The organism is Kitasatospora sp. HUAS MG31, assembly GCF_040571325.1.
Taxonomy (GTDB): Bacteria; Actinomycetota; Actinomycetes; order Streptomycetales; family Streptomycetaceae; genus Kitasatospora; species Kitasatospora camelliae.
Genome location: NZ_CP159872.1, coordinates 3,662,797 through 3,677,731, shown reverse-complemented (window position 1 = coordinate 3,677,731; position 14,935 = coordinate 3,662,797). Strand labels below are relative to the sequence as shown.

At 73.0% G+C, this 14,935-nt stretch carries 11 protein-coding genes; 3 read left to right on the top strand and 8 right to left on the bottom strand.

From position 1 onward, the window contains the following. Positions 1 to 155: 155 nt before the first annotated feature. Positions 156 to 1,340, top strand: a complete 1,185-nt coding sequence (locus ABWK59_RS16535; protein ID WP_354641352.1) for a MarP family serine protease — start codon at positions 156 to 158, stop codon at positions 1,338 to 1,340. Between the two features lie 103 nt (positions 1,341 to 1,443). Here ABWK59_RS16535 and ABWK59_RS16530 read toward each other — a convergent pair whose 3' ends face one another. The 5 genes from ABWK59_RS16530 to acs all read right to left on the bottom strand — a co-directional run bounded on the left by ABWK59_RS16530 (position 1,444) and on the right by acs (position 7,467). Next, positions 1,444 to 1,686 carry a hypothetical protein gene (locus tag ABWK59_RS16530; RefSeq protein WP_354641351.1) on the bottom strand — a complete coding sequence of 81 codons (243 nt, stop codon included), beginning with the start codon at positions 1,684 to 1,686 and terminating at the stop codon, positions 1,444 to 1,446. Between the two features lie 101 nt (positions 1,687 to 1,787). Further along, on the bottom strand, positions 1,788 to 2,750 hold the full coding sequence (locus tag ABWK59_RS16525) for an alpha/beta fold hydrolase (protein ID WP_354641350.1): 963 nt from the start codon (positions 2,748 to 2,750) through the stop codon (positions 1,788 to 1,790). A 143-nt stretch (positions 2,751 to 2,893) separates the two neighbouring features. Beyond that, positions 2,894 to 3,370, bottom strand: coding sequence for a phage holin family protein (locus ABWK59_RS16520; protein WP_354641349.1), 477 nt, complete (start codon positions 3,368 to 3,370; stop codon positions 2,894 to 2,896). Positions 3,371 to 3,501: 131 nt separating this feature from the next. Continuing rightward, complete coding sequence (gene nhaA, locus ABWK59_RS16515) at positions 3,502 to 4,824, bottom strand: Na+/H+ antiporter NhaA (protein ID WP_354641348.1); 1,323 nt, start codon at positions 4,822 to 4,824, stop codon at positions 3,502 to 3,504. Between the two features lie 684 nt (positions 4,825 to 5,508). Continuing rightward, on the bottom strand, positions 5,509 to 7,467 hold the full coding sequence (gene acs / locus ABWK59_RS16510; RefSeq protein ID WP_354641347.1) for an acetate--CoA ligase: 1,959 nt from the start codon (positions 7,465 to 7,467) through the stop codon (positions 5,509 to 5,511). A 323-nt stretch (positions 7,468 to 7,790) separates the two neighbouring features. Between acs and ABWK59_RS16505 the strand changes: the two genes are divergently transcribed. After that, positions 7,791 to 8,309, top strand: a complete 519-nt coding sequence (locus ABWK59_RS16505; RefSeq protein ID WP_354641346.1) for a hypothetical protein — start codon at positions 7,791 to 7,793, stop codon at positions 8,307 to 8,309. A gap of 99 nt (positions 8,310 to 8,408) precedes the next feature. On the opposite strand, the gene ABWK59_RS16500 is transcribed toward ABWK59_RS16505, so the two are convergent. Together ABWK59_RS16500 and ABWK59_RS16495 are read right to left on the bottom strand one after the other, a co-directional pair. Continuing rightward, on the bottom strand, positions 8,409 to 10,790 hold the full coding sequence (locus ABWK59_RS16500; protein ID WP_354641345.1) for a SulP family inorganic anion transporter: 2,382 nt from the start codon (positions 10,788 to 10,790) through the stop codon (positions 8,409 to 8,411). A 375-nt stretch (positions 10,791 to 11,165) separates the two neighbouring features. Beyond that, entirely contained in the window at positions 11,166 to 12,158 is a 993-nt protein-coding gene (locus ABWK59_RS16495; protein ID WP_354644979.1) for an ATP-binding protein, read from the bottom strand. Between the two features lie 164 nt (positions 12,159 to 12,322). Between ABWK59_RS16495 and ABWK59_RS16490 the strand changes: the two genes are divergently transcribed. Beyond that, on the top strand, positions 12,323 to 13,201 hold the full coding sequence (locus ABWK59_RS16490) for an oxidoreductase (protein WP_354641344.1): 879 nt from the start codon (positions 12,323 to 12,325) through the stop codon (positions 13,199 to 13,201). Positions 13,202 to 13,655: 454 nt separating this feature from the next. Here ABWK59_RS16490 and ABWK59_RS16485 read toward each other — a convergent pair whose 3' ends face one another. Continuing rightward, positions 13,656 to 14,504 (bottom strand): HAD family hydrolase, encoded by an 849-nt coding sequence (locus ABWK59_RS16485; RefSeq protein WP_354644978.1) that lies wholly within the window; start codon positions 14,502 to 14,504, stop codon positions 13,656 to 13,658. Positions 14,505 to 14,935: the final 431 nt, after the last annotated feature.

The window sequence follows — 14,935 nt, the reverse complement described above, 5'->3', positions numbered from 1 at the left end:
GGGCGTGCGGCGGCAGAGGCCCGTCCGCTCCGACGCTTCCAGCGGGTGACCGTCCGCGCGCGCCGAGTGGCCCGTGCGGGCGACCGGGCCGGTGCTCTGCCCCTCGGCCGCCGGGACGTGGCAGGGTAGCCGGGACGACGTGGGAGGGTAGCCGGGTGAACGTCCTGGATCTGCTGCTGATCGCCGCCGCGGTGGGCTTCGCCGTCTCCGGGTACCGGCAGGGCTTCGTGGTGGGCGTGCTCTCCGTTCTGGGCTTCCTGGGCGGCGGCCTCATCGCGGTACAGCTCCTGCCGCTGCTGCTGCGCCACATCGGCCAGGGCACCACCGCCTCGGTGGTGGCCGTGGTCGTGGTGATCGTGCTGGCGGCGATCGGCCAGGCGATCACCACGCACTTCGGCTGGAAGCTCCGCGGCCACATCGGCCGCCGCCGGTCCAAGACCCTGGACGCGATCGGCGGCTCGGTGGTGAACGTGATCTCGATGCTGCTGGTGGCCTGGCTGATCGGCTCGGCCCTGGCCGGCACCGCGCTCCCCACCGTCTCCAAGCAGGTCCGCACCTCCAAGGTGCTCTCCACGGTCCAGGACGCCCTCCCGGCCGACGCCCCGAACTGGTTCTCCGACTTCAGCAAGGAACTCGCCCAGAACGGCTTCCCGCAGGTCTTCAACCCGTTCGAGCACGAGCCGATCACCGAGGTCGAGGCCCCGGACCCGGCCCTGGCGGCCAGTCCCGGCGTCCAGCGCGCCAAGCAGAGCCTGGTGAAGGTCGTCGGCACGGCCACCGCCTGCGGCAAGACCCTGGAGGGCAGCGGGTTCGTGTTCGCCCCGCACCGGGTGATGACCAACGCCCACGTGGTCGGCGGGGTGGACGAGCCGACCGTGCAGATCGCCGGCGCCGGCCAGCTCTACGACGCCACCGTGGTCCGGTACGACTGGCAGCGCGACATCGCCGTGCTGGACGTCCCCAAGCTCAACGCCCCGCCGCTGTCCTTCGCCGGAGACGCCCGCACCAACGACAGCGCGATCGTGGCCGGCTTCCCGGAGAACGGCGCCTTCAACGTCCAGCCCGCCCGGATCCGCGGCCGCATCCAGGCCAACGGCCCGGACATCTACCACCGCGGCCAGGTGGTCCGCGACGTGTACTCGGTGCGCTCCCTGGTCCGCCAGGGCAACAGCGGCGGCCCGCTGCTCAGCCCGGAGGGCCAGGTGTACGGCGTGGTCTTCGCCAAGTCGCTGGACAGCCCCGACACCGGGTACGTGCTGACCGCCGAGGAGGTCCGCGAGGACGTCACCCAGGGCACCACGGCCACCGCCCGGGTGGACACCGAGGGCTGCGCCCTCTGACCCGCCCGTCCGCGGCGGCCGCCGGGTGATCCGTCAGCCCCGGCCGGAGCCTCGGCGGACCGGCCGGCGTCCCGGCGGGCCGGGCCGCTCCCCGGCGCGGGCCTCAGACCTCGCGCCGCAGGCGTGCGCCCACCCAGCGGGCGCGCCGCCCGAGGATCCGCGGGATGCCCAGCCGTCCGGTCGTCGCCGAGCGCTGCCGCCCCGGGAACTCGTACACCTCGTGCGACCGGGACGGCTCGACGGGCCGCCCCGGCTCGTACCCGCGCTCGGACTGGTGGGACTGGCTCTGCGTGCCGCCGCGCCGGCGTCGGCGCGCGGCGGCCTCGCGATCGGGCATCCAGGTCATACCGGATGGATGCCCCTGGACCAGGCGGAGTAACCGCCTCCGCAGGGTGCTCCTGGACTATGCGATTGTCATATGAGTGATCGTCATATGTTCGTGCTCGCCTAGTCCTTGTGCTGACGAACCCAGTCGATCAGCTCGGCCGTGAACTCCTCCGGCATCTCCTCGTGAGGGAAGTGGCCGACCCCCGGCAGCAGCCGCCAGCGGTACGGCGCCTCCACGTACTCGCCCGCCCCGAGCGCCGTTTGAGCCAGCAGCACCGGATCGGCCGCCCCCTGGATGTGCAGGGTCGGCGCGGTGATCGGCTTCTTCATCCGGCGGGCGAACTGGATCCCGTCCGGCCGCGCCATCGAGCGCAGCAGCCAGCGGTACGGCTCGATCGAGCAGTGCGCCGTGGAGGGGATCTGGATCGCCTGCCGGTACGCCGCCACGGCCTCCGGCTCCAGGCTGTTGGGCCCGGTCCAGGCCGCCAGGTACTCGCCGACCAGAGCGGCATCGTCCGCGACCAACCGCCGCTCGGGGATCCACGGCCGCTGGAAGCCGAGCACGTGGTCGAAGGCGGCCATCTGCCGTCGGTCGGTCAGCAGTGCCCGCCGCAGGTGCCGCGGATGCGCGGCGGACACCGCCGTCAGGCTGCGGATCACCGAGGGCCGCATCACTGCCGCGACCCAGGCCAGCGTGCCGCCGGTGGCATGGCCGACCAGGTGGGCCCGCCGCTCGCCCAGCGAACGGATCACCCCGGTGATGTCCAGCGCCAGGTTGCCCGGGTCGTAGCCGCGCGGGGTGCGGTCGCTGCCGCCCATCCCGCGCAGGTCCAGCGCCACGGCCCGGAACCCCGCCTCGGCCAGCGCGGTCAACTGGTGGCGCCACGCCCACCAGTACTGCGGCCAGCCGTGCACCAGCAGGACCAGCGGGCCCTCACCGACCTCGGCGATGTGGAAACGGGCGCCGTTGGCCGCGAGGTCGCGGTGGGTCCACGGTCCGGCCGAGCGGACGCTCCAGGCCGCCGGGGCGGCGGGCCGGGGCGTGGCGGGCGGCGTGGGTACGGGCTTCTGGTCCAGCGGCATACCGGCAGCCTGTCATACCCGGCCCGGGAACTCGCCCCCGGCACTCGCGAAGACGCCGAACCGCGACCGGCCACCCCACCGGGGCGCAGGCCGTCGCCTGCGGGGCCGGCCGGCACCGGTGGGCGGATCCGGCCGGCGGGCGGTTACGGGATCCGGCCCAGCGCCCGGTCGATCTCCTCCTTGGTGGCCGGGCGCGGACGGGCGTTCTTCAGTACGTCCGCGGTCGCCTGGGCGCCCTCGATGGTCCGGCGCGGCTTCTCGATCCGCTTGAACGAGCGCAGCGCCAGCAGGCCCAGCAGAGCCGCCAGCAGCAGGTACGCACCGGCCACGATCAGGAACGACCAGCCCAGGGTGATGCCAAGGGCGTGCAGGCCGAACGCGGCGGCGGCACTCAGCATCGGCACCGCCGCCAGCGCCACCACGCCGGCCACGGTCAGCGAGACGCCACCGGACACCCCGCGCTTGACGTCCGCCCGGATCTCCGCCTTCGCGAGCGCGATCTCGTCGTGCACGAGCGCGGAGAGATCGGCGGTCGCCGCGGCGAACAGCTGCCCGACCGAGCGCTCGCCGTCGTACGGGGCCCGGCCGGTGCTGGTCGGGTCTGCGGCTCCTGCGGCCATCGGCGGTTCTCCTTCGCGGCTTCACTTCTCGGTCGACAGCTCAGCATCATGCCCCTACCGGTCAGTCAGACACCACTCCGGGGCCGTCGCCCGGCGGTGTGTCGGGGCGTCAGCGGGCTGTCGGCCGAGCGTCAGTCCGCGGTCTGGTACACGTCCGGGATGCCGTCCCCGTCGGAGTCGCGGTCCTCGTACTCGCACAGCTGCTGGTAGTGCCGGTTCCGCAGCTTCAGCAGCACGGTGGCGACCGTGGCGCAGAGCAGCGAGCCCACCAGGACGGCAGTCTTGGCGCGCGCCGCCAGAGTGGCGTCCTCCGGGAAGGCCAGCTCGCTGATCAGCAGCGAGACCGTGAAGCCGATGCCGGCCAGGGTGGACACCGCGAACAGGTCGCTCCAGGTGAGCCGCGGGTTGAGTTCGGCCCGGGTGAAGCGGGCCGCCAGCCAGGTGCCGCCGAAGATGCCGACCGACTTGCCGACCAGCAGGCCCAGCACGATGCCCAACGGTATGGCCTGGGTGAACACCTCTCCCAGGGCCTTCCCGGAGATCGCCACCCCGGCCGCGAACAGCGCGAACACCGGCACGGCGAACCCCGCCGAGAGCGGCCTGACCTGGTGCTCGATCCGTTCGCCGGGCGACTGCTCCTCGTCCCCCTCGGTGTGGCAGCGCAGCAGCAGGCCCATCGCCACACCGGCCACCGTCGCGTGCACCCCGCTCTCGTGCATCAGCGCCCAGACCACGAAGGCCAGCGGGACGAAGAGGTACCAGCCGTGCACGTTGCGCCGGTGCAGGAACCAGAACAGCACCAGACCGGCGAGCGACAGCCCCAGCGCCCAGAACTTGATGCCCGAGCTGTAGAACACCGCGATGATCAGGATCGCGATCAGATCGTCCACCACGGCCAGCGTGAGCAGGAACGCCCGGAGCGCCGACGGCAGATGAGTGCCCACCACGGCCAGCACGCCGAGTGCGAAGGCGATGTCGGTGGCGGTGGGCACCGCCCAGCCGCCGAGGTGTCCGCCCGGGCCGCTGTTGACGACCGCGTACAGCACGGCGGGCAGCACCACGCCCGAGACCGCGGCGATCACCGGGAGCATCGCCGCACTTCGGTTCCGTAGCTCACCGGCCACGAACTCGCGCTTCAGCTCGATGCCGGCCACGAAGAAGAAGATGGTCAGCAGCCCGTCGTTGGCCCAGGCCTCCAGCGAGAGGTCGAGGTGCAGCGGTGTCGACGGGCCGACGGTGAAGTCACTGGCCGTCTCGTACGCGTGCGGCCAGACGTTCGCCCAGATCAGCGCCACCAGGGCGGCGAGCAGCAGCAGGACGCCGCCGACCGTCTCGGTGCGCAGGGCGTCGGCGATGAACCGGCGCTCGGGCAGCGGCAGCAGGCCGAGGAACTGGCGGTGGCCGCCGGAGGGCTGCGGCGGGGGAGTGGGCTGCGCGGGGGGCGGCGTGGCCACGTGAGCGGACCTCCAGAGTGCGAGCACGGCGACGGAAGCACCCGGGGTGCGATGGCCGACCAGACTTCCCGGCGCGCCTCAGAGATCTTGATGTGTGGTTGACAGTCTACGCGGCGGGGCCGCGCGGTCCAGGCGGACGATCCGGTCCTGCGGCCGGCCGCTGCCGCCCTGACCTGCGGAGAGCCGCCTCGGCCTCGCGCTCGGCACGGCTGACCCGGATGGATTCGACCGGATGCGGCGGGTGGTCCCGTTCCTGTCGTCGGTGGCATCTCCGCCCGACCCCGGGCCCTGCAGTCCTTGTACGGCGGATCCCGGCCGGACACCCCCAAGCCGGTGCCGCCGTGGCAGCGCGAGCTGGGGGCCGTCGGTCCGGGTCTGGGTCCGCGGCGAGGGCGGCGCCCCCGACGGCCGCGGCGGCTCCGGGGCCCGGGCGGGAGCCCGCGGCGGCTCCGGGATCGGCACGGCGGTCGGCTCGGGGTACGAGACGCTCCGCGACCTGGCGGTCGACGACGGGACGGCCGAGCCGGTGGACTGACGGCCTTCGACCCCGGCCGACCCCGGCCGGCCCCGTCCGGTGCCGGCCGGAGGCGTGACGGACGACGGCGGGCCCCGCCCCACCCGATCATGGGGTGGAGCAGGGCCCGCCGTGGTGTGCCGTCCGGATTCGCCCGGAGGCGAGCGGCGTCAGTCCTCGCTCGAGGCGGAGGGGAGCTGGGCCTGGATCAGGTTCATGACCGAGGAGTCGGCGAGGGTGGTGACGTCGCCGATCTCGCGGTTCTCGGCGACGTCGCGGAGCAGGCGGCGCATGATCTTGCCGGACCGGGTCTTGGGGAGCTCGTTGACGACCAGGACCCGCTTCGGCTTGGCGATCGGGCCCAGGGTCCGGCCGACGTGCGCCCGCAGGTCCTCCACGAGCGCCTCGCCCCGGTCGGTGGCGGTGCCTCGGAGGATGACGAACGCGACGATCGCCTGCCCGGTCGTGGCATCCGCCGCACCGACCACCGCCGCCTCCGCCACCGCCGGATGCCCGACCAGCGCCGACTCCACCTCGGTGGTCGAGATGTTGTGCCCGGACACCAGCATCACATCGTCCACCCGGCCCAGCAGCCAGATGTCCCCGTCCTCGTCCTTCTTCGCCCCGTCCCCCGCGAAGTACCGGCCCTCGAACCGCGACCAGTACGTGTCCAGATACCGCTGATCGTCCCCCCACACCGTGCGGAGCATCGACGGCCACGGCTCGGTCAGCACCAGATACCCACCCGCACCGTTCGGCACCTCCCGCGCCTCGTCGTCGACCACCGTCGCCGCGATCCCCGGCAACGGCCGCTGCGCCGAACCCGGCTTGGTCTCGGTCACCCCCGGCAGCGGACTGATCATGATCGCGCCGGTCTCGGTCTGCCACCACGTGTCCACGATCGGGCACCGCGAGCCACCGATGTGCTCCCGGTACCACACCCACGCCTCCGGGTTGATCGGCTCCCCCACACTGCCCAGCACCCGCAGCGACGACAGGTCGAACTTCGCCGGGATGTCATCGCCCCACTTCATGAACGTACGGATCGCGGTCGGCGCCGTGTACAGGATGCTCACCCCGTACTTCTGCACGATCTCCCAGAACCGGCCCTGATGCGGGGTGTCCGGAGTCCCCTCGTAGATCACCTGGGTCGCGCCGTTCGCCAGCGGCCCGTACACGATGTACGAATGCCCGGTCACCCAGCCGATGTCCGCCGTGCACCAGTACACATCCGTCTCGGGCTTCAGGTCGAACACCGCGTGATGCGTGTACGCGGCCTGGGTCAGGTACCCGCCCGAGGTGTGCAGGATGCCCTTCGGCTTCCCCGTCGTCCCCGAGGTGTACAGGATGAACAGCGGGTGCTCCGCCTCGTGCGCCACCGGCGCGTGCTCCGCGGACTGCTGCTCCACCAGCTCGTGCCACCACACGTCGCGGCCCTCGGTGAACGCCACGTCCTGGCCGGTGCGGCGCACCACCAGCACCCGCTCCACCCCCGGACACCTCTCCAGGGCCTCGTCGATCGCCGGCTTCAGCGCGGACGGCTTCCCGCGGCGCCACCCGCCGTCCGCGGTGATCACCAGCTTCGCGTCCGCGTCCTGGATCCGGGAGGCCACCGCGTCCGCGGAGAACCCGCCGAAGACGACGGAGTGGGTCGCGCCGATCCGGGCGCAGGCCAGCATCGCCACCACCGCCTCGGGGATCATCGGCAGGTACACCGCGACCCGGTCGCCCTTGCCCACCCCCAACGCGAGCAGCGCGTTCGCCGCCCGGGACACCTCGTCCTTCAACTCGGCGTAGGTGATCGACCGGCCGTCCCCCGGCTCACCCTCGAAATGGATCGCGACCCGCTCCCCGTGCCCGGCCTCCACATGCCGGTCCACACAGTTGTACGCCACGTTCAGCGTGCCGTCGGCGAACCACCGCGCGAACGGCGCCCGCGACCAGTCCAGCGTCTCGGTCGGCTCCACCGCCCAGCTCAACCGCCGCGCCTGCTCCGCCCAGAACGCCAGCCGGTCCCCGGACGCGGCCGCGTACGCCGCACCCGACACGTTCGCGGAAGCCGCCAACCCCGCCGGCGGCGCGAAGCGACGCTCCTCCCTCAGCAGATTGGCCAGGCTCTCGTTGCTCACGTGCACTCCTCATCGAGTCTCAGCTGCCGGGTCATCCCGTGCGGTGGGATTGTCCCGTGTGCCCCAGGACACAGCTCACCAGGCGAACGGTCGTGTTGACAAGAGGCGCCGGGAAATTGGTGTAGACCTTTGGCTGGTCGGCGGGGCGGTGGACAGGTGGGGGCGGGGGCGCGCGCCGAGTGCGCCCGGCGCCGCGGTTTCGTGCGCGGGCCCTTGACGGCTCGGCCGAGCGGTACTCCACTGTCTAGGCGGGCCTGCGCGGACGGGCGGGGCCCGCCCAATCCGCGCAGCGGTCCTGTCGGTCCTGAACCGGGGGTCGAGCCATGCCCGGAACACCCTCCACCCCACCCCTCCCCGGCGACTTCGCGGTCGTCCGGATGGACGGCCACGTCGGTCGGCTCATCCGGATCGGCCAGTGGCTCAACGGCGACGGGTTCGCCGACTACGAACACGCCTACCTCCACGTCGGCGACGGCCTGCTGGTCGAGGCCCAGCCCGGCGGCGCCGAACTCCGCCCCCTCTCCACCTACGCGGATCACCGGCCGCTCTGGTCCACCGGCAGGTTCGACCTCACCGACCGGCAGCGGTCGGACATCGTCGCGGCCGCCCGCGGTCACCTCGGCACGCCCTACAGCTATCTGGACTACCTGGCCCTCGCCGTCCACCGGTTCCACCTGCCGTTCAGCCCCCTCCTGAAGTCCTACGTGGCCGACAGCCGGCACATGATCTGCTCGCAACTGGTGGACCAGTGCTACCTGGACGCCGGGGTCCACCTCTTCCGCGACGGACGCTGGCCCGGGTACGTCACCCCCGCCGACCTGGCCGGCCTGCTGCGCTCCTGACCCACCCGCGTGCCCCGCGGGCGCTCCCGGCCGGCGCCCACCCCGCCGTCGTGGCCCGGAACCGGCCGGCCCGGGCCCGACGGTGCGTCAACCCCTCCCTCAGGCCACCAGCTCCGGCCAGTCCTCGCGGCCGCTCTCGTGCCCGGCCGCGCCGAACGCCGCGGCGAACTCCTCGCCGACCGGGGCGAAGCGCCCGGTCTCCTGGTCCAGCACGTACGCCTGGGCGGTGGCGAAGTCGAAGTACATGCCCACCAGGCGCAGGCTGCCGGCCGCGACCCTGCGCTCCACCGCCGGGTTGGCGAGCAACTGGTCCAATTGCTGGACCACGTTGGTGATGCAGAGCTGCTCCACCGCGTCCACGCAGGGGCGCCCGGCGAACTCGGCCGGCACCCGCCGCAGCCGGGCGAGCGAGCCGCGCCCGTTCCGCAGCCAGCGGGCCAGCGGGGTCGGCGGGCCGGGCTGCTCGTGCAGACCGTCCAGCAGGGCCTTCATCGCCCCGCAGCCGGAGTGCCCGCAGACCGTGATGCTCCGCACCTCCAACACCTCGACGGCGTACTGCACGGCGGCCGCGACCGAGTCGTCCGCCGCGCCGATCTCGTGCGGCGCGGGCACCAGGTTGCCGACGTTCCGGACGGTGAACAGGTCGCCCGGGCCGCTGCTGGTGATCATGCTTGTGACCATCCGCGAGTCGGCGCAGGTGAGGAAGAGCTGGGAGGGCGTCTGCCCGTCCCGCGCCAGCCGGGCGAGCTCCTGGCGGACCAGCGGCGCGGTGTGCTGCTGGAAGCCGCGGACGCCGTCCAGCAGCCGGCCGTGCGGGTCGTCCTCCTGCTCGATGCAGTGGTGGCCCACCCAGGGCGTCCAGGCCCGGCAGCGGTGCGGCCCGGTCGAACTGCCGGTGCGGGCCGTCCCGTCCGGATCCAGCACCCGCTCCCCGTCGTGCTCGGTGACCATCGAGACCCGGCCGCCGGTGGACTGGTGGACGGCCCGCCAGATGTGCAGCGCCTCGTACGCGGCGTGGTCCAGGAAGGAGCCGTCGTGGTGGACCGAGACCTTGGCGCCGGCCGGGATCCGGGCCAGGGCCCGGCTGAGCCGCGGCACCGAGGCGAAGGTCAGCGGGCCCCGGGTGCGGACCGTGTACCCGCCCGTGGGCTCGGCCACCACCTCGACCCGGGCCCGGGTGAGCCGGTAGAGCGCCAGCAGCACCGCGACCGAGCCGCCGATCGCCACCCCGAGCGGTACGCCCAGCAGGACGACGCCGAGCACCGTCACCAGGTAGACCGGGAACTCGCGGTGCCGGTGCACCCGGCGGATGTGCGCGAAGCTGACCATCTGCAGGCCGACCACCAGGACCAGCGCGGCCAGCGCGGCGAGCGGAATCCGGCGGAGGGCACCGGCCAGCAGCAGGGCGGCCAGCACCACCCAGCAGCCGTGCAGCACCGAGGACATCCGGGTGGCCGCGCCGGCCCGGATGTTGGCCGTGCTCCGCACCGCGCCACCGGCCACCGGGAGGCCGCCGAGCAGGCCGGAGACCACGTTCGACAGGCCCTGGCCGCGCAGCTCGCGGTGCAGGTCGCTGGTGCTGTGGGCCATCCGGTCCACCGCGACGGAGGAGAGCAGCGACTCCACGCTGGCCACGGCGGTGACCGTCAGGACGGTGCCGAGCAGGGCCGGCCAGTGGTCGGCGAGCAGCGCCCCGGAGGGCGGTGAGGCGAAGGCGTGGTGCTGCCACTCGGGCAGTTCCACCCGGGCGAGCCGGAGACCCGCGGTGGCCGAGAAGGCGGTGGCGGCGCCGACGGCCACCAGGGCGGCGGGCAGCCGGGCCAGCCGCGCGCCCAGCCGGCCCGCGGCACCGGGCAGCAGGCCCAGCCGCGGCCAGCAGGACAGCACGGCGATGGCGATCGCCCCGACGGCCAGGGCCGGGAGGTGCGCGCCCGCCAGCTGACCCGGCAGGGAGAGCAGGTTGGCCAGGGCCGAACTCTGCGGCGAGCCGCCGAGGATGACGTGCAGCTGGGCCAGCGCGATGGCGATGCCGATGCCGGCGAGCATCCCGTGCACGATCGCGGGGGAGACGGCCAGCGTCGCCCGGGCCACCCGCAGCGCGCCGAGCAGGACCTGGAGCAGCCCGGCCGCCACGGTGACCGCGCAGGCGACCTGCCAACCGTACTGGAGGATCACCCCCGCGATGATCACCGTCAGTGCCGCGGAGGGCCCGCTGACCTGCAGGGGGGTGCCACCGAGCAGGCCGGCGACCAGCCCGCCCGCGGCGGCGGCCACCAGGCCGGCGGTGAGCGGGGCGCCGGTGGCGAGGGCGATGCCGAGCGAGAACGGCACGGCGATCAGGAACACCGCCAGCGAGGCGGAGAGGTCGTGCAGCAGGGCGCGCGGCCCGCGGGAGGGCGGGCGGCTGCCGGGCTCGGAGGCCGGCGGAGCGTGGTCCCTGGTGTCCGAGGCGATGGGCGCGCTGGAGAGATCGAGGGTCATGGTCTTCCCGTCTGTCCGGGGGAACGAACGCAGTCAGGTCCGGCGGTGGTGCTTCGGGGGGTCGGATCGGCTGTCGTGGGTCGCGACGGTGTGGCGGGATGGCGTGGGCGGGCGGCCGCCATGGCGCGCGGCCGACCCGGGACCATCAAGAATCGGTAAACCGAGAGTAATGAAGTCTTTGCACAGCGTACAGCTGAGCGAGAGTCCGGAGGATGGGATTCACCTTTATGGGTGGTAGTCGAACCGCCCGGGAATGCGTATGGCGGTTGGTGTTCCCGGGTGTGAAAAACGGACCGGCGGCACCGTGGAGGTGCCGCCGATCCGTGGTTGCGCACAGTGACGGAATGGGAGTCGCGGAGGGGACGGGGCGTCGCGTCAGACTCCGGCCCCGGCCGGCTCGGCCTCGGTCACGCCGAGCACGAAGCCCTCGTCGACCTGGGTGGACAGGTCGGCGCCCACCTTGGCGTTGCCCCAGCTCTCCGCGTTCCGCAGGTGGAAGTGGACGGCCTGCGCCGTGTAGCGTGCCGGGTCGCGCAGCGCGTACGCGGCTCCGACCTCCTGGCGGAGCTGCTCCAGGACGGCCCGGTTGGACGGCTCCAGGCTGCGCAGCGCGGGCTCGTCCCCCCGCTCCAGCCGGCGCACCCAGTCGGACTGGCCGAAGGTGGTGAGCAGGTCGTCGCCGACCTCGCGGCGGAGGAAGGCCAGGTCGTCGGGGGTCTGCACCTTGTTGCCGACGACCCGCAGCTCGACGCCGAAGTCCTGCGCGTACTCCTTGTACTGGCGGTAGACCGAGACGCCCTTCCGGGTCGGCTCGGCCACCAGGAAGGTGAGGTCGAAGCGGGTGAACAGCCCGGAGGCGAAGGAGTCCGACCCGGCGGTCATGTCCGTCACCAGGTACTCCTCGGGGCCGTCGACCAGGTGGTTCAGCAGCAGCTCCACCGCGCCGACCTTGGAGTGGTAGCAGGCGACCCCGAGGTCCTCCTCGGTGAAGGCACCGGTGGCCAGCAGGCGCACCGAGCCCTCGTCCAGGGCGATCGGCCGGGCGCAGGCCGCGTACACCGGGTTCTCCTCGACGATCCGCAGCAGGCGGGAGCCGCGGCCGGGCGGGGTGGTCTTGATCATCGCCTCGGCGGAGGGGATCAGCGGGTTGCTGCCGCGCAGGTACTCCTTGATCTCCGGGAGGTGCGCGCCGAGCGACGGCAGGGCGGCGGCCTGGGAGTCCGTCAGGCCGAGGGCCGGGCCGAGGTGTTGGTTGATGTCGGCGTCGACGGCGATGACCGGGCAGCCGGCCGCGGCCAGGTGGCGGATGAACAGCGCGGACAGCGTGGTCTTGCCGCTGCCGCCCTTGCCGACGAAGGCGATCTTCATCTGAGACTCCGGCTTCTTGCTGTTGGTAATCGTTATCGTCACCGATAGGCAGCATGCTATCCAGCGTTTGCGTGACCGCGCAGGGGGGAACGCGGGATTGCCCCTAACGGGTGATCCCGGGGTTGCCGCGCCGGCTCCCACCCGGGCGTCTTACTCTCGGGTAGGTGAGCACTGGAACAGATCCCCTCGCCCCGCTGGCCGAGCTGCCCGGGGTGCCCGAGGCCGTCGCCGAGGTCCGCAAGGCCGTCGACCGCCTCTACGGTCACCGCGTGATGCGCCGCCGTGCGGCCGAGGTGACCTCGGAGTCCGCCCTGCGCGGCGCCCGCGCCTCGGCGGCCCTGGCCGGCGCGGACTGGCCGCTGGAGGAGGTCCGCCGGCGCACCGACTTCAGCGCGGACGCCGAGGCCCGTACGGTCGGCGCGGCCCTGCGCATCTCGGCCGAGGCGGGCCAGCTGCTCAGCGTCTGGCGGCATTCGCCGCTGCAGGTGCTGGCCCGGCTGCACCTGCTGGCGGTCGGCGACGCGGACGAGCCGGCCGGTCGGCCGCGCCGGGAGGGCGAGCCCCTCGCCGAGCTGTTCCCGATCGAGCTGAAGGCCACCGAGGGCGAGGGCGGTGAGGGCGGCGCGGTCCTGCCGCCGGCGCCCTCCGCCGCGGAGGCCGCCGTCCGGCTCGACCAGCTGGCGCAGCTGCTGGTCGCGCGCGGCGAGGGCGGGAACACCGGCGCGCCGGCCCTGGTCGTCGCGGCGGTGGTGCACGGCGAGCTGATGGCGCTGCGCGCCTTCGGCAGCCACAACGGCCTGATCGCGCGCGCCGCCCAGCGGATCGTCCTGATCGCGGAGGGGCTGGACCCGAAGGCCATCTGCCCGGCCGAGGTGGGCCTGGCCGAACTCGGCACGGCCGCCTACCGGGACGCCCTGGCCGGCTACCTCGCCGGCACCCCGGAGGGCATGGCCCGCTGGATCACGCACTGCGCCTCGGCGCTGCGGCTCGGCGTGCGCGAGAGCACGGCCGTCTGCGAGGCGATGCAGCGCGGCATGGTCTGACACCGGCCGACACCGGGGGCGCCGCCGCAGGGCCGGGCCCGTGCGCGTCCCGCGTGCGGACATGCCGGAGCCCGGGCCTCGTGGGGCCCGGGCTCGGGTGCGAAAGATGCGGCGGCACCCGGTCCTGCTGGTGCCGCCGCTGGCACAGGTGCCGGGTTACCAAGCATGCACCGTTAAGTGCCCATCAGGCGGGGATCCTGCCCGTTCACCTGGTGCGGCGGCCCGACAGCGGGTCGGCTGCATGTGGGTGCCCAGCTATCTGTACACGCGGTCCGTGTGGCCTGAAACTGCGTTGTCGACACGACCCCTCAGGGTCCTGACCGGGTCTCGCGGGCCGTAAGTCATTTCTATCGCGCTTCGGGTGAAATCGGAACCCGAAACCGGAAGCTTTTGGCCATTTGTCCGTTTCGGTGAACCGTTCCGGAAGGGGCCGCCACCCCAGGTCCGGGGCGGTTCAGGCGATGGCGCGCCGCCGCTTGGCGCTGTACCAGAGGACGCTCGCGGTGACCACGGCCGCTCCGACCGCGACCGCGGTCAGCACCGCACGGCTCGGCGCGCGGAACTCCGGGAGCCGGCGGTGCAGTTCCACCGGGCGGCTGAACACCAGCACCGGCCAGTCACGGGCCAGCGCCTCCTTGCGGAGCGCGCGGTCCGGGTTGACCGCCGAGGGGTGCCCGACCGTCTCCAGCATCGGCAGGTCGGTGGAGGAGTCGCTGTACGCGTAGCAGTCGGCGAGGTCGTAGCCCTCGACGGCGGCGAGCTCGCGGATCGCGGCGGCCTTGTTCTCGGCGTAGGCGTAGTACTCGATCTCGCCGGTGTACCGGCCGTCCTCGACCATCAGCCGGGTGGCGATGACGTGGTCCGCGCCGAGCAGCTGGCCGATGGGCTCCACCACCTCGGAGCCGGAGCTGCTGACGATCACCACGTCGCGGCCGGCCGCGTGGTGTTGCTCGATCAGCGAGGCGGCCTCGTCGTAGATGATCGGGTCGATCAGCCCGTGCAGGGTCTCGGCGACGATCTCCCGCACCTGCTGGACGTTCCAGCCCCGGGTGAGCGCCGAGAGGTACTCCCGCATCTTCTCCATCTGGTCGTGGTCCGCGCCCCCGACCAGGAAGACGAACTGGGCGTAGGCGCTCTTCAGCACGCCGCGGCGGTTGATCAGTCCACCCTGGTAGAAGGGGCGGCTGAAGGCCAGGGCGCTCGACTTGGCGATGATCGTCTTGTCGAGGTCGAAGAAGGCCGCGGTGCGTGGTACTCCATAGGCGCGGCTGGGCGCGGCGGCGGTGCCGGAGGCGGGTCCGATCGCGGTCTCCGGGGCGGAGTCGGAGCCCTCGTCGGCGGTGTCGGCGTTCTCAGTGGTGTCCACGGGATCTGAGGATAGAGGGCACTCCAAAACACCCCGCCATTCGGCGTACTCGCGGGCATGCGGGTTTGTGTTTCTGGCCGCTCGGGTACACCATGGAAGTCACGGATCGTTCGCGACCGTGCTAACCCGGTCCGGCTCCTCCCCCCCGAGTCGGGCCGTGGATAGACGACCCCCGCTCTCCCCCCCGGCGGGGGTCGTCGCATGTCCGGGGCCATTTTCCAGGCCAGTTGAGGGTCGGCGCGGCCGCCCGCCGGATCGCCGGTCGGGATCGTGCCACGCGCTCGGGCCGGCAGCCCATCGGGGCGACTTGATCACTGTCGGTAGTCGCCGTCCGTGCTGTCATCAGCCTGCTGCGCGTAGCCGCGCGG

Excerpts from the sequence above, each read along its gene's own strand:
- ABWK59_RS16530 (WP_354641351.1), bottom strand. The coding sequence starts at position 1,686 with ATGACCTGGATGCCCGATCGCGAGGCCGCCGCGCGCCGACGCCGGCGC.
- ABWK59_RS16525 (WP_354641350.1), bottom strand. The coding sequence starts at position 2,750 with ATGCCGCTGGACCAGAAGCCCGTACCCACGCCGCCCGCCACGCCCCGG.
- ABWK59_RS16520 (WP_354641349.1), bottom strand. The coding sequence starts at position 3,370 with ATGGCCGCAGGAGCCGCAGACCCGACCAGCACCGGCCGGGCCCCGTAC.
- ABWK59_RS16505 (WP_354641346.1), top strand. The coding sequence starts at position 7,791 with ATGCCCGGAACACCCTCCACCCCACCCCTCCCCGGCGACTTCGCGGTC.
- ABWK59_RS16500 (WP_354641345.1), bottom strand. The coding sequence starts at position 10,790 with ATGACCCTCGATCTCTCCAGCGCGCCCATCGCCTCGGACACCAGGGAC.
- ABWK59_RS16495 (WP_354644979.1), bottom strand. The coding sequence starts at position 12,158 with ATGAAGATCGCCTTCGTCGGCAAGGGCGGCAGCGGCAAGACCACGCTG.